26 protein-coding genes and 1 pseudogene are annotated in these 24,281 nt (G+C 72.4%); 15 read left to right on the forward strand and 12 right to left on the reverse strand.

From position 1 onward, the window contains the following. Window positions 1–2,211 (forward strand): ATP-binding protein (locus BU198_RS09395; RefSeq protein WP_411293164.1); only part of this gene is annotated, 2,211 nt, incomplete at its 5' end. Between the two features lie 153 nt (window positions 2,212–2,364). Here BU198_RS09395 and BU198_RS09400 read toward each other — a convergent pair. After that, entirely contained in the window at window positions 2,365–3,087 is a 723-nt protein-coding gene (locus tag BU198_RS09400; RefSeq protein ID WP_188296386.1) for a hypothetical protein, read from the reverse strand. A 636-nt stretch (window positions 3,088–3,723) separates the two neighbouring features. On the opposite strand from BU198_RS09400, the gene BU198_RS09405 reads away from it, so the two are divergent. From BU198_RS09405 to BU198_RS09430, 6 genes are all read left to right on the forward strand, one after another. Further along, window positions 3,724–4,287, forward strand: a complete 564-nt coding sequence (locus tag BU198_RS09405; protein WP_188296387.1) for a GNAT family N-acetyltransferase — start codon at window positions 3,724–3,726, stop codon at window positions 4,285–4,287. 341 nt (window positions 4,288–4,628) lie between these two features. Continuing rightward, entirely contained in the window at window positions 4,629–5,165 is a 537-nt protein-coding gene (locus BU198_RS09410) for a hypothetical protein (RefSeq protein WP_188296388.1), read from the forward strand. Window positions 5,166–5,269: 104 nt separating this feature from the next. Continuing rightward, window positions 5,270–5,635 carry a S26 family signal peptidase gene (locus BU198_RS09415; RefSeq protein WP_188296389.1) on the forward strand — a complete coding sequence of 122 codons (366 nt, stop codon included), beginning with the start codon at window positions 5,270–5,272 and terminating at the stop codon, window positions 5,633–5,635. A 91-nt stretch (window positions 5,636–5,726) separates the two neighbouring features. After that, on the forward strand, window positions 5,727–6,911 hold the full coding sequence (locus BU198_RS09420; protein WP_317620040.1) for a hypothetical protein: 1,185 nt from the start codon (window positions 5,727–5,729) through the stop codon (window positions 6,909–6,911). Window positions 6,912–6,982: 71 nt separating this feature from the next. Next, the gene (locus tag BU198_RS09425) at window positions 6,983–7,387 is read left to right on the forward strand and encodes a DUF6188 family protein (protein WP_188296390.1); all 405 of its coding nucleotides are present in this window, start codon (window positions 6,983–6,985) and stop codon (window positions 7,385–7,387) included. A gap of 234 nt (window positions 7,388–7,621) precedes the next feature. After that, a complete protein-coding gene (locus BU198_RS09430) occupies window positions 7,622–9,622 on the forward strand; it encodes an alkyl/aryl-sulfatase (protein ID WP_223244158.1) in 2,001 nt (666 codons plus the stop codon). A gap of 132 nt (window positions 9,623–9,754) precedes the next feature. Here BU198_RS09430 and BU198_RS09435 read toward each other — a convergent pair whose 3' ends face one another. The 3 genes from BU198_RS09435 to BU198_RS09445 all read right to left on the reverse strand — a co-directional run bounded on the left by BU198_RS09435 (window position 9,755) and on the right by BU198_RS09445 (window position 11,981). Next, entirely contained in the window at window positions 9,755–10,711 is a 957-nt protein-coding gene (locus BU198_RS09435) for an SDR family NAD(P)-dependent oxidoreductase (protein WP_188296391.1), read from the reverse strand. A gap of 224 nt (window positions 10,712–10,935) precedes the next feature. Then, the gene (locus BU198_RS09440; RefSeq protein WP_188296392.1) at window positions 10,936–11,529 is read right to left on the reverse strand and encodes a hypothetical protein; all 594 of its coding nucleotides are present in this window, start codon (window positions 11,527–11,529) and stop codon (window positions 10,936–10,938) included. Window positions 11,530–11,543: 14 nt separating this feature from the next. After that, a complete protein-coding gene (locus BU198_RS09445; protein ID WP_223244159.1) occupies window positions 11,544–11,981 on the reverse strand; it encodes an ATP-binding protein in 438 nt (145 codons plus the stop codon). Between the two features lie 158 nt (window positions 11,982–12,139). Here BU198_RS09445 and BU198_RS41960 point away from each other — a divergent pair, with 158 nt between their 5' ends. From BU198_RS41960 to BU198_RS09460, 4 genes are all read left to right on the forward strand, one after another. Then, a complete protein-coding gene (locus tag BU198_RS41960; RefSeq protein WP_317620041.1) occupies window positions 12,140–13,093 on the forward strand; it encodes a helix-turn-helix transcriptional regulator in 954 nt (317 codons plus the stop codon). Continuing rightward, the gene (locus tag BU198_RS09450; RefSeq protein ID WP_317620043.1) at window positions 13,047–13,196 is read left to right on the forward strand and encodes a DUF397 domain-containing protein; all 150 of its coding nucleotides are present in this window, start codon (window positions 13,047–13,049) and stop codon (window positions 13,194–13,196) included. Before BU198_RS41960 ends, BU198_RS09450 begins: the two co-directional genes overlap by 47 nt. Window positions 13,197–13,271: 75 nt before the next feature. Continuing rightward, the gene (locus BU198_RS09455; protein WP_188296394.1) at window positions 13,272–14,321 is read left to right on the forward strand and encodes a macro domain-containing protein; all 1,050 of its coding nucleotides are present in this window, start codon (window positions 13,272–13,274) and stop codon (window positions 14,319–14,321) included. Between the two features lie 13 nt (window positions 14,322–14,334). Next, the gene (locus BU198_RS09460; protein ID WP_188296395.1) at window positions 14,335–14,991 is read left to right on the forward strand and encodes an RES family NAD+ phosphorylase; all 657 of its coding nucleotides are present in this window, start codon (window positions 14,335–14,337) and stop codon (window positions 14,989–14,991) included. A 38-nt stretch (window positions 14,992–15,029) separates the two neighbouring features. On the opposite strand, the gene BU198_RS09465 is transcribed toward BU198_RS09460, so the two are convergent. The 3 genes from BU198_RS09465 to BU198_RS09475 form a co-directional block, all read right to left on the reverse strand. Continuing rightward, complete coding sequence (locus tag BU198_RS09465) at window positions 15,030–15,254, reverse strand: holin (protein WP_188296396.1); 225 nt, start codon at window positions 15,252–15,254, stop codon at window positions 15,030–15,032. A 226-nt stretch (window positions 15,255–15,480) separates the two neighbouring features. Next, window positions 15,481–16,506, reverse strand: coding sequence for a questin oxidase family protein (locus BU198_RS09470; protein WP_317620042.1), 1,026 nt, complete (start codon window positions 16,504–16,506; stop codon window positions 15,481–15,483). Window positions 16,507–16,645: 139 nt separating this feature from the next. Next, window positions 16,646–17,500, reverse strand: a complete 855-nt coding sequence (locus BU198_RS09475) for a patatin-like phospholipase family protein (protein WP_188296398.1) — start codon at window positions 17,498–17,500, stop codon at window positions 16,646–16,648. An 82-nt stretch (window positions 17,501–17,582) separates the two neighbouring features. Here BU198_RS09475 and BU198_RS09480 point away from each other — a divergent pair, with 82 nt between their 5' ends. Beyond that, window positions 17,583–18,143: a TetR/AcrR family transcriptional regulator gene (locus BU198_RS09480; RefSeq protein ID WP_188296399.1), complete on the forward strand. Its 561-nt coding sequence runs from the start codon at window positions 17,583–17,585 to the stop codon at window positions 18,141–18,143. A gap of 119 nt (window positions 18,144–18,262) precedes the next feature. Beyond that, window positions 18,263–18,802, forward strand: a complete 540-nt coding sequence (locus tag BU198_RS09485; RefSeq protein ID WP_188296400.1) for an RICIN domain-containing protein — start codon at window positions 18,263–18,265, stop codon at window positions 18,800–18,802. A 264-nt stretch (window positions 18,803–19,066) separates the two neighbouring features. On the opposite strand, the gene BU198_RS09490 is transcribed toward BU198_RS09485, so the two are convergent. Continuing rightward, on the reverse strand, window positions 19,067–19,333 hold the full coding sequence (locus BU198_RS09490) for a hypothetical protein (protein ID WP_188296401.1): 267 nt from the start codon (window positions 19,331–19,333) through the stop codon (window positions 19,067–19,069). A 12-nt stretch (window positions 19,334–19,345) separates the two neighbouring features. Beyond that, window positions 19,346–19,918 (reverse strand): annotated as a pseudogene (locus tag BU198_RS09495) (transposase). 278 nt (window positions 19,919–20,196) lie between these two features. Between BU198_RS09495 and BU198_RS09500 the strand changes: the two are divergent. Both BU198_RS09500 and BU198_RS09505 read left to right on the forward strand, forming a co-directional pair. After that, on the forward strand, window positions 20,197–20,676 hold the full coding sequence (locus tag BU198_RS09500) for a hypothetical protein (protein ID WP_188296402.1): 480 nt from the start codon (window positions 20,197–20,199) through the stop codon (window positions 20,674–20,676). Further along, window positions 20,673–21,161: a hypothetical protein gene (locus tag BU198_RS09505; RefSeq protein WP_188296403.1), complete on the forward strand. Its 489-nt coding sequence runs from the start codon at window positions 20,673–20,675 to the stop codon at window positions 21,159–21,161. Before BU198_RS09500 ends, BU198_RS09505 begins: the two co-directional genes overlap by 4 nt. Before the next feature lie 9 nt (window positions 21,162–21,170). Here the strand turns inward: BU198_RS09505 and BU198_RS09510 are convergent. From BU198_RS09510 to BU198_RS09520, 3 genes are all read right to left on the reverse strand, one after another. Further along, window positions 21,171–21,967 (reverse strand): IS5 family transposase gene (locus tag BU198_RS09510; RefSeq protein WP_411293166.1). Its coding sequence is split into 2 segments (ribosomal slippage): window positions 21,171–21,622 and window positions 21,622–21,967, totalling 798 coding nucleotides; the frame shifts between segments, so codons are not numbered across the junction. 249 nt (window positions 21,968–22,216) lie between these two features. After that, window positions 22,217–23,476: a hypothetical protein gene (locus BU198_RS09515; RefSeq protein WP_188296404.1), complete on the reverse strand. Its 1,260-nt coding sequence runs from the start codon at window positions 23,474–23,476 to the stop codon at window positions 22,217–22,219. A gap of 283 nt (window positions 23,477–23,759) precedes the next feature. Further along, window positions 23,760–24,281: MFS transporter (locus tag BU198_RS09520; RefSeq protein WP_411293165.1), on the reverse strand; the 522-nt coding region annotated here is incomplete at its 5' end.

The raw sequence follows: 24,281 nt of genomic DNA on the forward strand, positions 1-24,281 counted from the left end.
GACGACAGCCCCACCGGCGCCCCGCGCCTCGGCCTCCCGTCGGCGCCCGCCGAACGCCTGGTCCAGGCGCTGCGCGAGCGGTCCGTGCTGCTCGTGCTGGACAACTGCGAGCACGTGGTGGACGCCGCCGCGCAGCTGGCCGCCCTGCTGCTGCGCGCCGCGCCGGGGGTACGGATCCTGGCGACGAGCCAGGAGCCGCTCGCGGTCGCCGGCGAGGCCGTCGTGCTGGTCGAACCGCTCGAACCGGCGGAGGCACAGGCGCTGTTCCTGGCCCGGGCGGCGGCCGCCGCACCGGGATTCGGAGCGGCCGAGGACGACGGCGGCCTGGCCGCGGTGGCGGAGGTCTGCGAGCGCCTGGACGGCATCCCGCTCGCGCTCGAACTGGCCGCGACCCGGGTCCGGGCGCTCGGCGTCCGCGAGTTGGCGGACCGGCTCGGCGACCGGTTCGGGCTGCTGACCTCCGGCCGCCGCGACGCGCCCGCCCGCCAGCGGACGCTGCGCGCCGTGATCGACTGGAGCTGGGAACTGCTCGGCGCGCCGGAACGCATCGTGCTGCGGCGCCTGGCCGTGCACCGCGACGGCTGCACGCTCGACGCGGCCGAGGCGGTGTGCGCGGGCGACGGCGTGGACCGGGCGGACGTCCTGGACCTGCTGACCCGGCTGGTCGAGCGGTCGCTGGTGGTGGTCGTCACCGGCCCGACGGGCACTCGCTACCGGTTGCTGGAGACGGTCGCCGCCTACGCCCTCGACCGGCTGCACGAGATGGCGGACGCGGCCGACACCCGCCGCCGGCACCTGCGCTACTACCTGGCGCTCGCCGAAGGCGCGGAGGCGGAGCTGCGCGGCGCGGGCCAGCAGCGCCGGCTGGCGGTGCTCGACGCCGAGGCCGCGAACCTGCGCGCCGCCCTCGACGAGGCGTTCACCCGGCCCGGGCCGTCCGGGGTGTCCGGGCCGTCCGACGCGGCCCGGCTCACCGTCTCGCTGTGCTGGTGGTGGCTCCTGCGCGGCCGACTCACCGAGGCCAGGCGCCGCCTCCACGCCGCCGTAGAGGCCGCCCCGGGCGATGCCGAACTCGCGCTGCTGCACTACGCGTTCGCCCGTATGACCGGCGAGCCCGCGGCGGCCGTCGGCGGCATCACCGACGCCACCGCGCACGGCCTCGCGGACGGCACCGCCCACAGCGCCGCGCACGGCCTCGCGGACGGCGTGCCGGACCCGGTCCGCCGCGGCCGGGCCCTGTGGCTTTGCGCGTACGGGGAGTTCAGCGCGAGCGACGTGGCGGCGAGCGCGAAGCTGAACGACGCCGCGGTGGCGCTGTTCGAGGCGGCCGGAGACCGCTGGGGCGTCGCCGCCGGCCTCGCGCTGCGCACGCTGCACCGGCTCTTCACCGGCGACCTGGCCGACCTCGACCGCGACGGTGTGCGCGCCGCCACGGCCTTCCACGAACTCGGCGACCGCTGGGGCGAGTTGCAGACCGTCTCGCCGCTGGCCACGTACGCGCAGATCATGGGCGACTACGCCACGGCCGAACGCCGCCAGCGGCAGGGCCTGGCGCTCGCCGAGGAACTCGGCCTGCACACCGAGGTGTCCGCACGGCTCACCGGGCTCGGCCGCCTCGCCCTGCTCGCCGAGGACTGGCCGCGCGCCGCCGGACTCCACGAGCGGGCCCGGAAGCTGGCCGTCGCCCAGGGCTACCGGTTCGGCGAGTCGGCCGCCGAGACCGGCCTCGCTCTCGGCGCGCGCCGCTCCGGCGCCCTCGACGAGGCCGAGGCACGGCTGCTCAGCATGCTGGCACGCTTCGTGTCCCCGGTCGGCGACCACCTGCGGCACGCCGAGCTGGGCTTCACCTCCGAACTGCGCGGCGACCGCCCCGCGGCGCTCGCCCACCATCTACGGGGCCTGGACTACGCGTTCACCCTCGCCGAGCCGCGCGCGTTCGCACTGTCCCTGGAGGGCCTGGCGGGAGCCGAGTCGCTCGCAGCCGGCACCGAGGGCCCGGCCCGCGCCGCACTGCTGCTCGGCGCCGCCGACGCCGCCCGGCGCAGCGTGGGCGCCCCACTGCCCGCCGCGGAACGCGCCGACGTCGACCGGATCACCGCCCGCACGACCGCCGCCCTGGGCGAGCAGGCCTTCCGGGAGGCCTTCACCCACGGCACGGCCTTGGCACCGGAGCAAGCCGCCGAACTCGCCCGCACCCCGACGGCAGACTGAGCCCGCACCCAGCCGCTCACCGCCGACGCCGACACCAACCGAACCGCCGCCCCGGGCAAGCAAGCCTTCCGGAAGGCCTTCACCCACGGCACAGCCCTGACCCCGAAGCAGGCCGCCACCCTCGCCCGCACCCAGCCGCTCATCCCCAGCCGCTCACCCCTTCCTCCGGACGAGGCCTGCCACCAGCCCGGCCAGGGCGCCCCGCACCCGTCCCCCGGCCGCCGACGGCCGCCCGGCCGCGCCGGCGCCGACGGCGAGGCGCTCCCGCAGCCCGGCGCTCGGCCATCCCCTGCCGGCGCCCGCCAAGAGCCAGACCGGGTCGGTGTGCTGCCACCGCCGGAAGTACCCGACCAGGTCGTCCAGGCACCCGCCGGCCGCCGGGGCGCGGCCCGCGTCGAGGCCTTCCAGGTCGGCCAGGGTCTCCTCGAAAACCCTGCGGAGACCGCCCTCACCGTCCTCACCGCCGTCGGCCAACGCCTCGGTCCGCAGCAGCACGTAGGGTCCGAACCGGGCGTCGACGAGCGCGACGAACTCGTCGTAGAGCGGTGCGAACCGCTCGCCGAGCAGGCCGGTCAGCGCCTCCCGCCGGGCGCGCAGCCGCGCCAGCGCCGTCGGCTGGTCGACCACCAGGTACGGGTAGGTGGCCTCGCCCCACTCCTCCAGCAGCTCCGCGTGCTCCACGGTTCCGGCGTCCTCGGTGTCGGCGATCCTCGCCTCCGCGAGGTCCGCGCGGCCGAACATCGCCCACCACAGCAGCGGCGGCCAGTTCTTGGCCTCCAGCTCCATCGCCCCGTCGAAGAAGTCGGCCCACTCCCCCGCCGACCCGTCCGGCGTCCGGGGCTGCCGGGCACTGTCCAGATACAGCCTCGTACTCATCTCGCCTCCTCTCCTTCACCGGTCGTCACGCGTACCCCTCCTGTTCTTGCGGCCCATGCCTACCACCGGGCACTGACACGGCCGACGGCTGTGCTGAGGCGGCCTGGGGGGTGTGCACCGGAAGTCGGCGGGGCCGACTTCCGGTGCGCGGCGATGGGGTGGCGGGGATGATCGGGTGCGCCCCGACGGCACCCGAACCCGCACCCGCCCCACCCTCGCGTCCGAGATCGACCGCCTCCTCCCCCTCCTCGTCGCCGACCCGGCCTGCGACCTCACGGCCGACACGTACCGGGCCCGGCTCGCCGCCCGCGAGTACCGCCCCGCGTGGACGTGGGTCGCCGAGGAGGCCCCCGGCACCGCGCCGCTCGCCCTCGCCGTCTGGTGGGGCTCCCCCGAAGACACGTCGCCCGGTGCCCTCGACGCCGTGTTCGTCCACCACGCGGTACGGCCGGCCACCGACCACGCCCACCCCGGCCCCCCGACCGCACCACCCTGCCCACCGACCGCACCGCCCCGGCCGCCGGGCTGCTCGCCGCCGCGCACCCGGCGTTCGCCGCCGCCGGCGCGAGCGCCCCGCCCGCGTACCACCTGTTCCTCCCCGCCGACTGACACGACCGCCCCGACGCGGTCGCGGGCGTGGCCTGGCCTCAGGAGGCGGCCTGCCGGGTCGGGCTGACGGCGAGCGTGGAGCGGCTGCGCTACGAGTGGACCCAGCGGGCCGGCCTCCGGGAGCCGTCGGAGCGTCTGCTCTTCCGCGCCGAGCCCGACGACGAGGTCTTCGCCGGCCTGTTCCGCCGGGTCCTGGAGGGCAGCCTCGACGCCGCCACCCGCCGGGAGGCCGCCCGGATCGGCGCCGGGGCCCAGCCCCGCGCGGACGTCGCGTTCTACCGCGACACCATGCCCGGCGAGCGCTCCTGGTGGCGCACCGCCCGTACGCCCGACGGCGAGGTGGTCGGTTTCGCCATCCCCTCGCGCAACCACGCCTCCCCCGTGGTCGGCTACCTCGGGGTGCTGCCCGGGCACCGGGGCCACGGGTACGCGGACGAGATCCTCGCCGAGACCCCCCGGATCCTGGCGGCCGAGACCGATCCCCAGCAGGTCCGTGCCGACACCGACCTGGCCAACACCCCGATGGCCGCGGCCTTCGAGCACCTGGGCTACCGCACCACCGCCCGCCGCCCGGTGCTCTCCGCCGACTGAATCCGCGTCAACCCGGCGCCGCCCGCACCACCCCTGCGGGGGGCCTACCGGTCGGATCGTACGGGAACAACCGTGGCATCAGCCCCCGCTCCCCCGAGGAGGACCAGTGAGAGGACCGCCGCGCGCCACAGGTGACGCCACCGCCGTCACCACCACCGCCGCCGCCCGTGCCTGACGTCTGCGACCAGCGCCTCGGCAGCCCGGGGCGGCCGCTCCGATCCATCGGCCCTCGCAAATTGAACGGGTTCAAAACATGTGCAAGGCTGGCCCGGACGCGGCGGAGCATCGCCGGCCCGCCGGGCACGCGCATGCGCCGACGCTCCCGAACCAAGGGGTGGGACATGGATCCAGCACACGACGGCCCGAAAGGAGCCGGCCACGGCAGACGGCCGGCACCGCACCCGGGCGGCCGGGCGCACCGCACGGCCCACCGACTCGGCGGGTTCGCCGGACGGGTGGCCGCGGTCGTCGGGTGCCTGGTACTCGCCTGCACCTCGTGCGCCGCCGCCGGCGGCGAGGCAGCCGTACTCACGCAGGCCGAGCTGGTCGGGGACTGGAGCAACACTGCCGGTGCCAGGGTGCACCTGTCGGCCGACCACAGCCTGACGGTGGACGGTATCGAGCACGCGATGCACGGCTACTCCTGCTCCACGAGCATGAAGGCCGGCAAGTGGCGGGTCTGGGAACCGAGCGGCTCGGCGGACGAAGGCACGAACTTCTCGATATCGCCGGACAACGCCGACTCCCCCAGCTGGTGCGGCCTCGAAGCCCAGGTCCAGCACGATGCGAAGGGCTTCAACATCTGCCTCTACCTGGACCCGGACGGCATGTGCTCCGCCGAGGAGCTCCTCCGGAAGGAACCGGCACCGCCCCGGTAGTGCGGCTCCGCCCTCACGGACGCGTCAACGCCCGCCTCCCCGGCGGGGAGGTGACGCCGGAAAACCGGTGGGCCCGCACCCACCGCGTCTGCCACGATCACCGGATGGGTGCACTGGACGCGGTGGCGGCAAGGGTGGCCGGCGGAGCCACCGTCGAGTTCCGGCCGAGCGGCTCCTCGATGGTCCCGCTGATCCGCAGTCGGCAGCTGGTGGCCGTCGCCCCGGTCGACCCGTCGAAGCTGGAGCCCGGGGACATCGTCCTCGCCCGCGCCGCCGGCACCGTCTACCTGCGCCTGGTGTCGTCCCTCGACCAGGCGAGGCAGCGCGTCCAGATCAGCAACAACCGGGGCCGCATCAACGGCTGGACCAACCACGCCCGCGTCTTCGGCATCTGCGTCGCGGTCGACGGGACACCCCGCCCCGGCGCCGCGGCCAAAGCCCGGGCCGCCGACCCCGACGACCGGCCCTGAACTGACGCCCGGCCCCGGCCCCTCGGAAGAGCCGCCCGGCCTCACAGGCTCCGCCCCCTCCGGTACCGGTACGGACCACTACGCTGCCCCCGTGATCGATTCGTCGCCCCGCCCGCTCACCCCCGAAGCCGCCGAGGATCTCCAGCACCTCCTCCGCGCCGAGATTGGGCCGGGTCTGAGCAAGGGCGAACTCGACGGGGTCGAGGCCCGGTTCGGCTTCCGGTTCGCCGCGGACCACCGGGTCTTCCTGGCCGCCGGGCTCCCGCACGGCGCGCGCGAGTGGCCGGACTGGCGCCACGGCGACCCCGAGGACCTGCGGGAGCGGCTGTCCCGGCCGGTCGAGGGCGTGCTGTTCGACGTCACGCACAACGGGTTCTGGTACCCGGGCTGGGGACCGAGGCCCACCGGGGCACCGGACGCGCTGCGGATCGCGCGCACCGCACTGGCGGCCGCACCACGGCTGGTCCCGGTCTACGGCCACCGCTACCTGCCCGGCACGCCGGGCGAGTCGGGCCACCCGGTGCTCTCGGTCCACCAGAGCGACATCATCCGCTACGGGGACGACCTCGCCGACTACGTCCGGCACGAGTTCACCGGTCGGCCGAACGACCGGCCGAACGACCAGCCGGGCACCCGGCCGAACGACCAACCGGACACCGAGCCGACCGGACGTTCCCGGGCCCGTGCCACGGTCCGTTTCTGGTCGACCATCGTCGAGGGCTGCCCGGAGACGGCGTTCACCACACCACACGACCCCTGCGCGACGACCCCGGAGGAAGCGGTCGAGCACCTGCGGATGCTGGCACTGGAGCAGCTGATCGGCCGCCGGGTCCACGACGACCAGATGGTCCGGGCCGGGCTGGTCGCGCTGGCCCTCGGCGTCGAGGCCCCGTCCCTCCCCCCGCTCGCCGGCCTGCCCCGCGACGAGTACGGGCGGGCCGGCGCGCTGTTCGGGCAGGTGCTCGCCGAACTGGGCCTCGCCCCGGACCTTCCCGCCGACGGCACCGCCCTCCCGGAGGAGTCGGCCCGCTGGGAACTCGCCCGCTGGTGGCTCCGGTTGATCGTGACGGGAAGTGCGGCACCCGCGACCGGCGGCGGTGCGATCGCCCACGACGGCTGGGGCCCGCTGGGCCGGCCCGAGGCACTGCGGCCGCTGGTCGACCTGGTCGACGCCTGGGAGTCGACCGGCCACGGCCCGCGCGCCGGGACCGCCTCGGCGATCGTCGCCGAGGCCCGGCGGCTGCTCGCCGGCCCGTGGCCCCCGCACGCAGGCTGATCCCCGCCCCGCCGGCCACCCGCACCCCTCGGCTGCGCCCCCCGGCCGCGCCGCTCCGTAGCCTTGCCCCCATGGAGAACGGGATCGACCGCGTCGAAGACGGCTGGGACCTCCGCCCGATGCGCGGAGTGGGCGTCGGCGAGGTGGTCCTCGGCAGCACCGTTCGGCTGCACATCGGCCCGCACGGCATCGAGGCGCACGGGCCGGCCGAGCTGACGGCGGGCACGGAAGCCTTTCCCGTCCACGCCGCGGCGCGGCTCAACCTGGACAGGGTCACGCAGCTGCTCGACCAGGTGGTCGCCGAGGTCCGCGCCGACGACGCGGGCACCCTGAACGTCCGGTTCGCGAACGGCTGGCAGCTGGACGTCCCGGCAGCGTCCGACGGCCCCGGCTGGACGGTCGCTCTCCGGGGCCGGCACTTCCTTGCCTCCGCGCCTGGTGGCGGCGTGAGGACGTCCGAGCAGCGAAGGAACTGATCGGCCGCGGCCTTCGAGCGCCCGGGCCACCACACCACGCCGCCCCGATCGGCCGCGAGCGGCACCCGGCCGCCGGCGGTTTGGCCGGTTCTCACCCTGGTGACGACGGCCACCGGCTGCGAGGATCTCCAGGCCGCTCGGTGACAGCATGCATCAATTCGATTGCTGTCAGTGAGATTCTGGTGGAACCCAGCCCCCTGCCGGGCGTACCCCGGCCGAGCGAAGGGAATTCCCTTGACCCGTTCCGCGAGCAACGTGCCCCAGCCGGCGACCGCCTTGACGAAGGATCTGAACGAGGCGGTGACCGTCCCGCCGACGGACCAGGACCCGGAGGCCGCCCTCGCCACCCAGGGACTGATCGCGGCCCTGCCCTCGGACTTCACCGTGCCCAAGGCCTCCAACCCGGACGTCCCCGCGTGGAGCCTGGCCCCGTACTCGTTCCTGACCGGCGAAGCACCGGAGACCGTCAACCCCAGCCTGTGGCGCAACGCGCAGCTGAACATGAACGCCGGCCTGTTCGAGGTCGTCGAGGACGCCGTCTACCAGGTCCGCGGGATGGACCTGTCCAACATCACCTTCCTGGAGGACCACACCCTCCACTCCCGCAAGATCGTGGTGGTGGACCCCCTGATCAGCGAGGAGTGCGCCGCCGCAGCCCTGGCGCTCTACCGGCAGCACCGCGGTGAGGACCGCGAGATCTGCGCGGTGATCTTCACCCACTCGCACGTCGACCACTACGCCGGCGTGGGGGGCCTGTTCGACGGCGGCACGGTGCCGGACGGGGTGGACGTCGTCGCGCCGGACGGCTTCCTGGAACACGCCGTCAGCGAGAACGTCTACGCCGGGAACGCGATGCAGCGCCGGGCCATGTTCATGTACGGGACGCTGCTGGAACGGTCCGCCCAGGGGCAGGTCGACGCCGGCCTGGGCAAGAACACCTCCGTGGGCCTCTCGGGCCTGGTGCCCCCGACGATCAGCATCACGGCGGACGCCGACGGGCCCACGCGCCACCGACTGGGGCCGCTGGAGCTGGAGTTCCAGCTCACCCCCGGCACCGAGGCCCCGTCGGAGATGAACTTCTACCTGCCCGGCGTGCGGGCGCTGTGCATGGCCGAGAACGCCACCCCGACCCTGCACAACCTCTACAGCCTGCGCGGCGCCCAGGTCCGGGACGCCAAGAGCTGGTCGGAGTACCTCAACCAGTCCGTCGCGTGGTTCGGCGACAAGTCCGACACCCTGTTCGCCAGCCACTTCTGGCCCCGCTGGAACACCCCGGACAGCCCGGACGCGATCGTCTCCTTCCTCACCAGCCAGGCCGACCTGTACCGCTACCTCCACGACCAGTCCCTGCGGCTGGCCAACCACGGCCTGACCATGACGGAGATCGCCGAGGACCTGGACGACGCGCTGCCGCAGAGCCTGACGGATCAGTGGTTCAACCGCGGCTACTACGGCACCACCAACCACAACGCCAAGGCCGTCTACCAGCGCTACCTCGGCTGGTACGACGGCAACGCCGCCCACCTGCACACCCTGCCCCCCGAGGCGTCCGGGCCCCGGTACGTCGAGGCCCTGGGCGGCGCGGCCAGGGTCGTGGAGATCGCCCGGCAGGCGTACGACAACGCCAAGAGCCCCGACGACTACCGGTGGGCCGCCGAACTCCTCTCCCACGCGGTCTTCGCCGACCCCACCGACACCGACGCCCGCGCGCTGGAGGCGGACGTCCTCGAACAGCTCGGCTACCAGGCCGAGAGCGGTCCGTGGCGCAACTTCTACCTCGCCGCCGCCAACGAACTGCGCACCCGGCCCACCGGCGGGACCCCGGTCCCGCTGCCCAGCCCGCAGGTCATCACCGAGCCCGTCCTCGCCGCCATGCAGCTGGACATGCTCTTCGACTACCTCGGCATCCGCCTCAACGGCCCCGCCGCCGCCACGTCGCCGCTCACCCTCGGCTTCGCCGTCACCGGCGGCCTGCCCGGCGATCCGGCCGACTGTACCGTCCGGCTCCGCAACGGCGTGCTCGTCTACACGCCCGACCCCGCCCCGGACGACGCCGACGCCACGTACGGCATCACCCGCTCCGGCCTGAACCGCCTCGCCATCGCGGACGCCACCCCCGACGAGCTCGTCGCGTCCGGCGATCTCACCGTCGTCTCCGGCACCATCGGCCCCCTGAACACCTTCAACGGACTGCTGGAGACCTTCGACTACTGGTTCGGCCTGACCACCCCCTGATCACCTGCCACGCGCCCGCACCCGGCGGGTAGCGGGTAGCGGGTAGCAGCGGGGCCCCGCCGCCACCGCGGAGAACGGGGTCGATCGCGTGGGAAGTCGGCCCGGCCGACTTCCCACGCACGGCCGTCAGCCTCAGAGCGCGGGCGCCAGCCCGTCGCCGACCAGGTCGCAGCTGGCCTCCCACAACAGGGCCGCCGTCGCGGTGTCGGTCAGGTGGTCCCAGAGGGGTTCGGCCCTGGGCGTGCCGCGCAGTCCGAACGCGCGGGGGCTCCACATCCGGCCGCCGCGCACACCCGGGTCGAGCACGGCCCGGACGGCGGGCCAGGCGGCGGCGTCCTTGCCCTGGACGACGAGCCCGAGCGGCAGGTGGCGCAGCCGCTCGCCGGTGGTGCGGACGTGGAGCGGCGGGCGGGAGGGGGTGAGGGAGTCGAGCGCGCCGCCGGGGTGGACGAGCACGCTCAGCGTCGTGCTGCCCGAGTCCCGCAGTCGGCGGTCGAGTTCGACGGCGAAGAGCATCTGGGCCAGCTTCGAGCGCCCGTAGGTGCGCTTGGGCCGGTAGTCGCGCGTGCTCTGGAGGTCGTCGAGGTCCAGGCGTTCGGACTTGGCGGCGAAGCTGCCCGTGGTGACGACCCGGCTCCCGGGGGTCGCCGTGAGCAGGGGGCCCAGGCAGTGGGTCAGCGCGAAGTGGCCCAGGTGGTTGGTGGCGAACATCAGCTCGTGGCCGTCCCCGGTCTCGCGGCGCGGCGGATGGTCGAGCGCCACACCGGCGTTGAGGACGACGGCGTCGAGGCGGTCCAGCCCGAGCCCGTCCACGGAGGCCCGGAGCGAGCCGAGGTCGGCCAGGTCCAGGGGCAGGTGCGTCACCCTGGCGCCGGGGACGCGCGAGCCGATGGAGGCGATCGCGGCCTCGGCCTTCGCTCTGTCGCGGCTGCCGAGGACGACGGTGGCCCCGGTGCCGGCGAGCTGCTCGGCGACGAAGTACCCGATGCCCGCGTTGCCGCCGGTGACCAGGACGTTCTTCCCGTCGGCACGGGGCAGCTGGTGGACGTCCCACGGCGCGGCCTGGGGTACGGAGGGGGTGGCTGGCACGGCGGGGCTCCCGGAGTTCGGAGTGGTCTGGAGGGACGGCGGGCGGATCGGCCGCGCCGTCCCTTCACAAGGTTCCGCAGGCCGCTCACATCCCACCGGCAGGTCGCCGTCCCCACTGACAGCCGGCCGACACCGCGCGGGCCGCGCCGGGACACAGCCTGTGGTCGGAGCCCCAGGGCTCCGACCACAGGCGGAGCATGTTCCGCACCGTACCGGTACCAGGCCTACCGAACCGGTGCGCGGGAAGTCGGCGGGTCCGACTTCTGGCGCAGGGTGGCGGCTTGGGTGCGGCAGTGGACGAGGGCGTAGATGATGCGGCGGTCGGGGCTGGGGGTGGTGGCGAGGAGTTCGCCGGCTGTGACGAGGGTGGTCCAGTACTGGGCGGGATTGCCGGTGCGGGGCAGGGGGCGGGCGGCGGCGAGGGAGAGGTAGGCGGTGGTGAGGTTGCCGGTGGTGAACCAGCGCTGGAGGCCGTGCCGGTGGCCGGCCCGGATGCCACCCATGGCGCCGATCGCGGTCAGGAACAGGTCGACGACCGCGAGTCCGGTGTCGGTGAGGGACTTCGGGACGTCGAAGACGCCGAGGGCTTCGAGGACTTCGCCGGTGTCGGTTTCGGAGTTCGGGCGGGGGTCGGCGAGCAGGGCGTCGTGGCAGTCGGCGAGGCGGCGGGTGGTCTCGGCGAGGGGAATGGTGAGGGCGAGGCAGACCGCGCGGGCGGAGGGCAGGGGCTTTTGGGTGCGGCGGGCGAGGAGGGCGTAGGTGGCGGCCGGGGTGTGGCCGCGGGTGAGCGCGTGGCGGGCAACGGTGGTGAGGTTCATGGAGGGTCGGGCTTTCAAGCGGTGAGGAGGGAGGGAGCGACGGCAGGGGCGACGAGGACCCAGATGAACTTCCCGATGCCGCCGAGGCGGGCCTCGCAGCCCCAGCGGTGGGCGAGTTCGTTGACGAGGAACAGGCCGCGTCCGTGCTCGTCGTCCGGGCCGGCGGTGCGGAGGGTGGGGTGGCCACTGTCGGCATCGTGGACTTCGAGGCGCAGCAGGTGGTCCGGGGTGAGGGCGAAGCGAACCTCGATGTGGCAGTCATCGGGGGCATCGGAGTGCTGGACGGCGTTGGCGAACAACTCGCCGAGGAGGAGTTCGGCGGTGGCGGCGTAGCACTCTCCGTCGGACAGGCCGGAGAGGTAGGCGCGGAGCAAGTACCGGGCCAGGGGCGTGGATTCGGCCCGGGAGTCGAGGCGCGCGACGAACATGCGGGGGCGACGGGTGGTGAGCATGGGGGTGCACCTCAGGGGGCGGAGGGGGCGTACGACGGGAGCGCGCGTCACGCTATGCATGCAATTGACTGCGTTCCGGCCTCAATCATCGAGGTGCTGGAGATACGGTGGCGACCAAATCGCTGTGTAGAGATCCGTGGCACCTGAAGGAGAAACACATGGCACATCGGCGTCTTGGTAGCGGGCCGACCGTGAGCCCGGCGGAGATGTTCGGCGAAGCGCTCCGCTTCGCACGCGAGCGAGCTGGCTACACGCAGGAGGAACTGGGCAAGCTGCTGCACGTCGACCGCACGGTGATCACCCGGTTCGAAGGCGGCAGGAGGTCGATGAACCGGGATACCGTGGAACGGATCGACGGTTTCCTGGCCATGGGAGGCATGCTGGTCCGACTCTGGGAACGGGTGGACTGGCAGGCGGACATCGAAAGTTCGGACTGGTTCGGGATGTTCACTGAGCTGGAGGACGAAGCCCTGGCGATTCGAGTGCTTCAGTACAACCGGATCAACGGCCTCTTGCAGTGCGAAGAGTACGTTCACGCGATGATGCGCGCCGGAAACGCGCGCAACAACCCGAAGCTGATGGCCGAGCGGGTCGAAGCTCGGCTGAAGCGGCAGCGCCGCTTCTTGGCTGCTGACGGGCCGACACTCATGGTGGTGCTTGACGAGAGTGCAATCCGCTCAATCATCGGCGGTCCGGGCGTGATGCGGCGGCAGATGGAACACCTGCTCACGGTGACCGAGCGCTCGAACATCGTGGTCGAGGTGGCTCCGTTCGATCGCCCGGCGCTGGTGATGCCGTCGACATCCATCATCCTGATGGTGATGCCGGACGGGAAGGAATGCGTGTACTCGGAGAGCCTGTACCGTGGGCGATTCAGTGACGCCCCATCGGTTGTCGCAGAGTCCAGGCAGGACTTCGACCTGGTGCGTGCCGATGCACTCTCGCGAGGGGATTCCCGCGCCCTGATCGCCGATGTGATGGAGGAGTACCGCTTTGCAGAACGTCGATCTCAAGAAGGCCACTTGGCACAAGAGCAGCTACAGCGCGGGCGACGGACGCGAGTGCATCGAGGCGGCCCTTGGCTTCCTCCCCGGAGCCGTCCCGGTGCGTGACTCCAAGGACCCCGACGGCCCAGCCCTCCTCTTCCCCTCCTCCTCCTGGACCTCCTTCATCGAAGCCGTCCGCGGGGGCGAGTTCCCGACCCACCGCCCCTGAAGCACCCCTCGCATGTCCCCGCGCCCGCCCGGGTAAGGAGCCCCCGGAACACCGGACTCCCCTGGGTGGTGCGGATTGTCGGTCAACGTCCCCGTACTCGCTGCGGCCACCGTGCTGCTCGTCCTCAGCATGGCCCTCCTGCTTCACCGCTCCCCCGGCCCGGCCGGCACCCGCGGCCAGGCCACCATGACGTACGCCTGGCTCTGCCTCGCCCTCGCAGCGACCCTCGTCCTCTTCGCCTTCTTTCCTCAAACCGAGGTCCAGGGCTCGGCGTTCGGGTTCTCCCTCGGCGGGGCCGGCGCCTTCGTGTTCGTCGTCCTGCGCGCCATCATGTGGGTGCACGGCAGGGTCACCGAGATCGACCGCGGCAACGCCTCCCCTCCCCCGGCCCGGATTCCGCGTCAGCGCACCGCTGCCACCCGCACTGATCAAGCGCCCGAGACCCTGCGGGAGTTCGTCGTTCACCCGTTCCTCCTGGACGGTGTCCGCGGCAAGCGGATCTGCCTGATCACCGGTAATCTCCGCGACCTCAAGTCCGTCGACATCTGGGTGAACTCCGAGAACACCGAGATGCAGATGTCCAGCCAGTTCGAACGCTCGATCTCCGGCACCATCAGGTACGAGGGCGCCAGGCGTGACGAGTTCGGGCACATCGTCGAGGACGTGATCGCCGACGAGCTCTCCGCGAAGGTTCGCGGGAAGACGCCGGTCGCCCCCGGTGTCGCGATCGTCACGGGCTCCGGTGAGCTCGCGCGTTCGCACAACGTGGCGTTCGTCGTCCACGTGGCCACCGTCCAGGGCGAGCCGGGAGAGGGCTTCCAGCAGATCGGCGGGATCGACCGCTGCGTGACCAACGCGCTTGCGGCCGCCGCCCGCCTGGGCGCGGACAAGCCGCCGCGGTCCATCGTCTTCCCGCCGCTGGGCGTCGGTTCGGGCCGCGGGGACCGGGAGACGACCGCGCAGCGCATGGTCGCGGCCGCGGTGGGGTACCTGCGGCAGAACCCCAAGTCGCCGCTGACCGACATCTGTTTCCTCGCGCGCAAGAACCTCACCCGCGATGCCTTCCTCTCGGCCCTCGAAGAGACGGCCGGGCTGACGTCGACCGGAACACACCAGCGACTCTGAGTGGTTCACCGTCATGACCACCGCACCCAGACGGCACCTGCTCCCCCGCGGAACCGTCCTGCACCGCGTCCACCGCTCCCACCGGTCGCCGGTCGAGTTCAACCCCGGCCCGACCGGGGGCACCCCGCGCGGCGGGCGTTTCGACAGCACCTCCGAGGAGCCGTACCCGTACTACTACGCGGCCCTGAGCCCCCGGACGGCGGTCTTCGAGGTGTTCCTCGACGAGGGCCGGGACGGGCCCGCCGAGGACCCGAAGGCCGAGGCCAGGAACCGGGTGATCTCGGCGGTGGAACTCACCGTGGACGCCTGCCTGGTGTCCCTCGCCGAGCCGGGGGACCTGGCCGCCGTCGGCCAGGGCGAGTGGCTCGTCCGGGGGGCGAAGGAGGACTACCGCAGGACCCGGCAGTGGGCCAGGGCCCTGCGGGCGACGGCCCCCTGGGCGCAGGGCCTGGTCTGGCGGTCGTCGAAGGACAGCGGGGCGACGTCGGTGGTGCTCTTCGGGGACCGCCTCCGCGAGGGTGCGCTGAGGCCGTTGCCCGGCTCCTCCCACCACCTCGACGAGGAGCCCCACTTCCAGTGGCTCGTCAGCGTGCTGGCGGAGGACGGCCGGGCGCCGTGGACGGGCGGCGACCCGGCGCGGACCCCGTGGGGCGGGCCGGCGGCCGGGTGAGGCCGGCCCCGGCCGGGTGGGGCCGGCCCCGGGCCGGGTCACTCCCGGCTGCGGCCCAGCAGGGCGGCCGACTGCGGGTCGCCGACGCGGGACGCGACCGCCCCCTTGACCACCGTCAGCGCGGCCGGAAGCGCCGCCAGTGCCGCCGCCTTGAGCGCGCTGATCGACGTCAGGTCGAACCCGTCCGCCAGCAGCAGGCCGAGGAACGACGCTGCGTACGTGGCAACGGTGCGCTCGACCAGGTCGATGATGAGCTTCGCCATGATCAGGACTCCTTCGCGGTGGAGGCGGTGGGGTGCACGCTCACGGGGCGCCCGGTCCGGTCCGGGCGGCGGGGGTCGGTGCGCGGCGGTCGCGCGGGGCGTCGGGGGTCGGCCTTCGGAGGCATGTGGCAGGTGCCGTCGGGGAGTTGCCGCCCTGATGTACACGTTCACGCCGACGGATCCGACGACGGGACCGCCGGACGAATTTCGTGACCCCGCGTACCCCTCATCCCAGCGGGTCGCTCAGCTCCATCGCGCGCAGGGCCGCCGCCAGCGCCGGTGCGTCGCCGACGTCGAGGGCCGTGTCCGCCAGCTTGATGACGTGCTCGTCCCCGTGCGCCAGGGCCCGCTCGAACACCTCCTCGGGGGTGAACGCCCCGGGCGGGACGCAGGCGACCGGCGCGGCGGGCGCGTACATCGCCGTCACCGCCGCGGAGGCCGTCCAGGCCGCCCGCAGGCTCGCCGGCCACAGCGCCCGCGGGAGCGCGGGCAGCGTGCGCAGCACGGCGTTGGGGGCCGTGGCCGCGTGGACCAGCATCGTCTCCTCGCCGTGGCCGTACGCGGCGTACCGGTGCGTGGCCGCCCGCACCAGTTCGGTGAGGCGGCCGTACGCCTCCCCCGGTTCCGTGACCGCGTCCGCCCACACCGGCAGGGCCGTGACGCGGTCGAGCCGGTCGGGGAAGCCGCCGTCCCGGACGGCGATGGGCGGCACCGCGTCGAGCGCGGCGGCCGCGCCGGCGGCGCCGGGCAGTCGGGCGGGTGCGGCGACGGGCCGGTGGCGGGCGGCCCAGTAGCCGAGGCCGTGGGCGAGTTCCGCCAGCCTCGGTCCGGTTGCGGCGGTCCCGGCGGCCTCGCCCGCCAGCAGGGTGCGCACCGCGTGGCCGACCCGGATCACCGGGTGCGTCGAGCCTCCGTACAGGCCGGGCAGCAGCCTGGGCCACCACCGGGCGAGCACCTCGCGCCAGGGACGCTCCGCCAGCTCCCGCTCGAAGTGGCCGATCCAGTCGGCTAAGCGGCTCGGATCGCCCAGCGCCGAGCGCCAGTTGGCGTCCGTGACCGGTTCGACGCGGGACGGGAACTCCTCCAGCCTCCGCGCGTACAGGTCGAGCCAGCGGTGCACCGCCCCCGCCTGCCCGTGGGCGGCGAGGGCCTCGACGGCCATCGGCGCGTGGTTGGTGAGCCGCCCGAGCCGCTCGGGGCCCGTGCCGTGCAGCCGGTGGAGCGCTTCGTCGAGAATCCCTGTCGTATCCACGGCAAGGACCGTAGGCGGGCGCGGGTCGGGGACGTAACGGGCCGGAGGCCTACTACTCCAGCCGTAGATCATGGTCTTGCCGGTAGGGCCGGGGGTGGGGCCGGCGAGTCGCGGCACCGCTTCGGGGGTCGGGCCGCGTTCAGTCCGTGCCGGCTGCGGTTTTCCACGCGGGGCGGAGTTGCTCCGCGGCTTCGGCGGCTTGGTGAAGACCGGCCTGGTAGGCCGGTTCCCAGGTCGTGCGGTCGTTCAGGTTCGGGCCGAACGCGCGTACTGACGCCGCATCGGGTTCGATGGTCACCACGGTGTGCGCCCCCGCGGCCGCGAGTTCCCGGTGGAGCAGTTCGCGGGGGAACAGGTGCGCCTGCGGGTCGATCACGACGAGCGTGCGGGCTCCGGCAGCGAGGCCCGCGTTGGTCGCCGACCGCAGGGAACCGTCCATGTACCGGCGGCCGTTGATGGTGATCGGTGGGTAGATGCCGGGAAAGGCCGTACTGGCCGCCACGGCTGAGGACAGCGGCGCGCCACTGGCACGGTCGAGCACCTTCGGTTCGCCGGTCCCGGCATCCATGGCGGTGATGAGGAGCTTCCGGTCCGGCCACTGGTCCGCGCCGGCCATCGCGCGCATCCGGGCGACATGCGCCTGCTCGGGTCCGGTCTCGGCGGCGAGCGCGATCCGGCCCGCCCGGCGCCACGCCTCGGCCGGGTCCGAGGCGGCATCGCCGAGCACGGCGAACACCTCGCCCAGCCGGCGCCCGTCCACCCGGGGCGGGGTGCTGCCGGAGCCGGCAGGACGTACGGGGGTGGCGAGCCGGCCGGGGTCCTGGCCGGTGGCCAGCAGTGCGGCGAGGATCGCGCCGGCCGAGGTGCCGACGATCAGATCGGCCTCGCCGAGATCCACCCCGTCGCGGCGCAGTCCGCCGGCGAGCCCGGCCATCCAGGCCGTGCCGACGAGGCCTCCGGCGCCCAGTGCGAGCGCGCGGTCGAGTGCGTGCATGGCTGTCCCCTCCCGTTATTGAAACAGTCGTACCATATACTGGCGCAGGCTCAGATCCGCAGCACCGAGAGGACGATCCACCGTGGGACGACCCCCGGACCCCGCCCGGCGGGAGCGCACACTGGCACGGGCGACCGACTACGTACTGGCGCACGGCCTGGCCGGGCTGAGCCTGCGGCCGCTGGCCGCTGCTCTCGACACCAGCCCGCGCATGCTGCTCTACGACTTCGACAGCAAGCAGGAGTTGGTGTCCGCCGTCCTCGCCGAGGCCCGCCGCCGCGGTGCGACACGGCTGGCCGCGAACCTCCCGCCGACAGCGGCGTCCCCGGAGGAGCACCTGCGCGGCATCTGGGCCTGGATGAGCGCACCCGAGCGCGCTCCGTACGTCCGGCTGATCTTCGAGGTGCACGCCGACGGCCTGGCCCACCCGGAGAACTACCCGGACCAGGCCGAGGCGATCACGGGCTGGTTCGACACCCTCGGCGCCACGGTCCGCGGCATCGCCGCCGGCCCTGCCGACACCGTCACCCCCACACTGGTCATGGCTGTCATCCGGGGCCTCCTGTTCGACCTCACGACCACCGGCGACCGCCGCCGCACCGACCAGGCGCTGGACCGCTTCTGCGAACTCCTCCGGCTCTGACCAAGGCGGCGAGCGGAGGAGACGTTCCGGTCGGACAAGGGCCCGGACGGGATTCCGTTCTCCTTGGCGTCGCCCCATCTCCTGTCCGCCGTCGGTCCGTTGGCGTACCGTCGGGTCGCATGAGGCTCATCACCCACAAGACCCTCGCCACCCTCGCGGGGGCGACCGTCGCCTTCACCGGCATCGCCGTCCTCAACAGCGCCCCGGCGTCCGCCGGCCTGACCCACTTCACCGGGCAGCTCCAGGTCCAGGGCGACCAGACCTACCTCGACGAGGGCACCGGCACCGGCGTCCTCGCCCGCGCCGCCGCTCCGGCCGGCCAGACCTGGGTGTTCGACAAGGTCGACTACGCCTACGAGTCCGTCGGCGTCTTCACCGTCAAGGGCAGCACCTCGGGCAAGTGCGTCACCGCCAAGGGCATCGGGCAGGCCGTCGTCCAGGAGACCTGCCGCAGCGGCGACCTGACCCAGCGCTGGATCATCGACAACAGCCAGGACACCACCCTGATCAGGAGCCACGGCGACCTGGGCCTCGTCCTCCACACCACCGGCGTCGACCAGCCCGTCACCGGCTCCCCCGCCCCCAACAACGGCGGCGGCCCGACCGGCGCCGGCCTGCCCGGCACCCCCGACCAGAACTGGATCCTCTCCCAGGACTGACCCCCACCGGCCGCGAAGCGGAGTGGGAAGTCGGCCGGCCCGACTTCCCACTCCGGGTGGACCGGGCGCCATGCGGCGCCGCGGGAAGTTCGGCGGCCCCTGAGGCCGCCCACGGTGCTCGCGACCGGGTCGGGGCCGCCAGCCGCAATGCCCAACCACTCCTCGCCGCAGGGGCGTCGAGGCTTGACACGCGAGAGCCGCCCGGGCGGTGTGTGCCGGGCGGCCCGTGGGGTCGCGATCGAGCGGGTGCGTCGCGTCCGTGGCTCAGGCGTCCACGAAGGTGATCGTCTTGGGGGCCGGGATCTCGTCGCCTTCGCTGGTCACGAGTTTGGCCAACACATGCTGGGCGGCCAGCTTGTCGTCCACCTTGCGGGACGCGTGCACCTCGGTTCCCTTTCCGGCCACCTTGGCCGGGACGTCGTAGAGCTTGTTCTTCCCACTCTTGTCGTAGAAGGCTGCGACGGTCACCAGTCCGAGATGGACGCCGTTGAACACGATGTCGTCGCCCGGGGCGATGTCGGAGGGTTCCACTGAGAAGTCGTCTCATTTGGAGAGTCGGTGGGTACGGATGAGGGTGCCGGCGAAGACGGCGAGGTGGTCGGCCTTGCGTTCGTAGCGGCGGTGCGGTCGGTGGAAGCCGCCCAGCCAGGCCATGGTCCGCTCGATCGCCCAACGGCGACGCCCGGGGCGCTGGGAGGAGCCGACACTGCGGCGAGCGATCGGGCCGGGATCTGCCGCCGTCGCAGGTGGGCCCGGATGAACCGGTGTTCGTAGGCTTTGTCGGCGTGCAGCTTGCCGGGCCTGCGCCGCAGGGGTCCGCGCCGCGAGCAGGTCGGCGGGATCGCCTCGACGAACGGGGCCAGGGCCTGGCTGTCGTGGCTGTCGGCGCCGGGGACGGCGAGTGGCAGGGGCAGGCCGATACGTTCGGTGAGCAGGTGGATCCTCGACCCGTACGTGCCCCGATCGACGGGATCCGGCCCTGCTCCACTACGTGCACCCCGATTTGGCGACGAAGACGATCGCCGCCGGCACCTCGCGATCCCCGTCACAGCGTCGGCCACCGCCCTGCGGCCGACTCGAAGCTGCCGGCACCACCAACGGGGACAACTCCCACAGCCCTTACGGCACCAAGCGCTCCACGATCTTCACATGAGCAACTTACAAACCCAAATGAAATGACCTCTAGTCGCTTACCGCACCGCCCGTCAGGCCCCGGGCGACGGCTCTTCCAGAGATCCAAGCAACATGCCTTCCGGCAACAGCCTTGTGTGGCAGCATTGTTGGAAGCACGTACCCCGTGCCGCCGTTCGCGGGTTGTCGCCTGTCGGGGACAACCTCACCGTCGCAGCAGGCGTGGCATGGAGCCGGCCTGCCTTGGGAGGAGGTGGCCTGCCTTGAATTTGCACCTGATGCAATGGGTCAACGATGGAGTCAAGTACTTCGAGGAAATCAAATACTTGGATGGACTAAGGCTCCACGGTGTGGTCAAGTACTTCATGATTATCCTGCTCGTGGGGTTGTCCATATTTCATTTGGTGAATCGCCCCTCGCAGCCACCGAGGAAGCCGGGCCAAGACAAGTCGGGCCAGGTGACACGGCAACACCACGCTCCAAAGGAGAAGGACCCAGTCAGGGCGCTGGTTGACGGCGAGATCGTCCTCTCCGTCGATCACCCTGCGGATGAGCTTTCGACACAGTTCGGTGAGCGAGATGCCGATCTTGCGTGGTTGGCGGATGATGAAGATCTGCCAACCGCTTCCCGCCATCTGGCGGAGGGACTTGATGAACTGTTCCGGGCCCTGGGTCCGCCCCCGGCTCCGCGACCAGGAGACACGGATGTGGTTCTGGTCGGCGACGATGGAGGGCAGCAGTGATGACACCCAACCGTGGCGCCGACCGCGAACCGAGCTCCGCGGATATCTTGAGGGAATGGATTAAATTCCCCCCAGAACACCTTAAAATCGCTTTGGTGGCGCTGGAACCCGTGCTCAAGCGCTCCCACGCGGTGAGAATGAAAAAACTCGACATTGAGCAACGAGCCCGGCAAGCTGAACGCGAAGCCCAGGAGCGTCAGGCTGAGCGTTCCTACCGTCTCTCCATGGGCGGTCTCGTGGCCGGATTCGTCCTCTGCGTCGGAATGCTCTGCGGGTCTGTGATCGAAGCACTGAACAAGCAGGAGGTGTTGGCGGGGATTCTGGCGGGGCCGACCATGATCGGCGTTGTCACCTTGTTCGTCCTGCGGCAGCGCCACAAGGGCAGAGGCCAGCAGCAACCTGGTCGTGCGAGCATCCCTGGTCAGCAACCGCCGAGCGCGCCGCCTGCCCCCGTGTCAACTCCTGGACCGATGGAGTCAGCCTAAGAAGACATCTCATTTGGACAGTCGCCGGGTGCAAATGAGGGCTGCTGCGATGCTGGCGAAGGCGGCGAAGTGGTCGGCCTTGCGTTCGTATCGGCGGTGGAGTCGGCGGAAGCCGCCGAGCCAGGCGATGGTGCGCTCAATCACCCAACGGTGCCGGCCCAGGCGCTGGGACGACTCGATTCCTCGGCGGGCGATGCGGGCCGGGATCTGCCGACGGCGCAGGTAGGAACGGATGAAGCGGTGGTCGTAGGCTCTGTCGCCGTGCAGCTTGCCGGGTCTACGTCGCCTCGGGCCGCGCCGCGAGCGGATCGGCGGGATGGCGTCGACGAGCGGGATCAGGGCCTGGCTGTCGTGGAGGTTGGCACCGGAGATTGCCAGTGACAGGGGCAGACCGGTGCGCTCAGTGAGCAAATGGATCTTCGACCCGTACTTGCCCCGATCCACAGGATTCGGACCCGTCAACTCCCCTTTTTCAGGGCCCGCATGTTCACCGAGTCGACCGCGCACCGCGACCAGTCCAGTTCTCCTCGCGCGCCGAGTTCCTCCAGGACCACCCGGTGGAGCTTGGCCCACACCCTCGCCCTGCTCCACTCGGTGAAGCGGCGATGGGCGGTGGGCCCGGACGGGCCGAAACAGGGCGGCAGTTGGGCCCACGTGCACCCCGAGGTGGCGACGAAGACGATCGCCGCAAGCACTTCGCGATCCCCGTAGCGGCGCCGGCCACCGCCCTGCGGCCGGCTCGGCGCTGCAGGAACCACCAACTGGAACAGCTCCCACAGCTCATCCGGCACCAGGCGCTCCACGATCGTCACGCCTAAAGACTACTCAGTCGTCCAAATGAGATGTCTTCTGAAGTGATGGCGGGCTTGTCGTCGTCCGGCATGTCAGCCTCTTCTCGTCTCCGGGGTGGTCTCCCTGTCGGACCACTCCCGGCATTCGTAGGCGAACCTATGGTTCGGGGGTACCGGCGGCAAGCTCCTGTCATAGGGCGGGTTGCCCTTTCACTCCGACGCCGCAACAGGTCAGAACCTCAACCGCCGACCGGTCGGGGGCGGTCAGGATTCGAAGCTGAACGCGAACCTGTTGATGTCGCTGGGGATTCGGGAGACGGTGACCCTCTGAGGCAGCCGGGTGTTCGCGGCGTCGATGTCGACGCGACCGGCGGTGACGGTGAGGGCGATGTAACCGGCGCCTCCGCCGACGATGGAGACGGGGTAGGTCCCACTCTGGTCGAGAGGCCAGTACCAACCCTTCCCGCCGGAGATGTCGGTCCACACGCCCGTCTTGTACTCAACGCGCAGGGTGGCCGTGGGTGGAGCGAGAAAGTCGATCTCCAGCGCGCAGGCCTTCGCCGTCGGCGCCGACGGAATCAGCCGTACTCGCCTGGCAACGCTGTCGCCGATGCCGAGGTCGCCGCCGCTGGTCACGGAGAGCATTCCGGGAAACGTGACGTGCCCCTCGGACGCCGGTCCCCCGTCCCCCAGCGCTCCCTCTCCGATGGCAGTGATCCAGTAGGGGGTCCACTGAGGTGGGTGGCTCACGGGTTTTCCGTCTTTCGGTGCGAACATCCAGACCCCCGCCAGGTTCGGGTCGACGTTGTCGCCCTCGCCGCCGGTGTCGCCGACGAAGACGTTGCCCGAACCGTCGACCGCCAATCCGCAGTCCGTACGGCGGAATCCGGGGAGTTCGAGCAGGTGGATCGTCTGGTCGCTCTTCAGCACCACGCTCGCGACGGGGGCGTCGGAAGAGGAAGAGGAGAGGTACAGGTTCCCCTGTCCGTCCGTGGCGATGTCGGACGGATGCGGGAGCGTGCTTTGCGTGGCCTGGGCACCGTTGAGCGGCGGCCCCGGGTCACCGTTCCCGGCGTACAGCGAGACTGCGCCGCCCTGCGGGCCGGCCTTGTACACCCGGTTGGCACCGAGGTCGGCGACGTACACGTCGCCCGTGGTGGCGTCCACCGCCAGCCCGGCCGGGCGTTCGAGCGTGCCGCTCGGAACGAACGTGGAGATGACGCCGTCCGGCCCGACCTTGCGCACGACGCCGACCTGGTCGGCGATGTAGACGTTGCCCTGACCGTCCATCGCCAGCCCGCTCGGGGAATCGAGTTGGGCCTTCGACGCGGGGTGTCCGTCGCCGTTCTTCCCCTTGGTGCCGTTACCGGCAAACGTCGTGATCGTGCCCGCCGCGTCGACCTTGACGACGATGTGGCTCTTCGCGTCGCTGACGTACACGGTGCCGTCCGGGGCCACGAGCACGCCGTCCACGCTGCCTTCCATGGAGGCGGCTGTGTAGATGTATCCGGGTTTGCGGTCCATGAGTTGCTGTGCTGCCTTTCGAGGGATGAGCCGATGCACGGTCGGCCGTGACCGGCGAGCAGGCCCGGGCAGGCAGGACCTGGCTCGGCCGAAGGGCCGGTTGCCCGCAAGGATGCCGGACCGGCCGACATGGGGAGCCGGTGGACGCAGCCTTCTCCCCGTCGACCACCCGGAAGCACCCCCGGGCCGGGGAGCCCGGCACCAGGGTGTGCGTCCCGTCCCGTCCCGTCCCGCGCGGCCGGCCCTGCCCCGGCGCCGGGGCAGGAGGACGGACGGGGTCGGGCTACCGCGGCCCGCCGGTGGGCAGGGCCTCGGACAGCCGCCCGCCGAGCCGGGCGGTGGTGAGGGCGGCCAGGGCCGGGGTGGCGGCGAGGGCGAGGCACACGGGCAGCGGGAGCCGGTCGGCGAGCAGGCCCGCCAGCGCGGTTCCGCCCGAACTGCCCGCGTTGAACGACGCGTTGACCCAGGCGCCGGCCCGGGTGCGGCGGCCGGAGCCGGCGAGTTCGTCGGTGAGCAGGTAGGCGGTGGTGAGGGTCGGGGCGACGGCCAGGCCGGCCAGGGCGGCGACGGCCGCCAGGAGCGGGAGCGTCGGGGCGAAGGCGGTCAGGGCCAGCGTGCCACCGAACGCCGCGGTGAGGACGGCGAGCCTGACCTGGGCCGGTGCCCGCCAGTCGAGGGCGCCGAGGACGAGGCCGCCGACCGCGCTGCCGGCCGCCAGCGCCGCCTCCACCCAGGCGGCGTCCGCGGCCTGCCCGTGCCGCTGGGCGAAGACCACCGCCAGCAGGCCGAACGCCCCGAGCCCGGC

The organism is Streptomyces sp. CBMA156 (assembly GCF_014596515.1).
Classification (GTDB): domain Bacteria; phylum Actinomycetota; class Actinomycetes; order Streptomycetales; family Streptomycetaceae; genus Kitasatospora.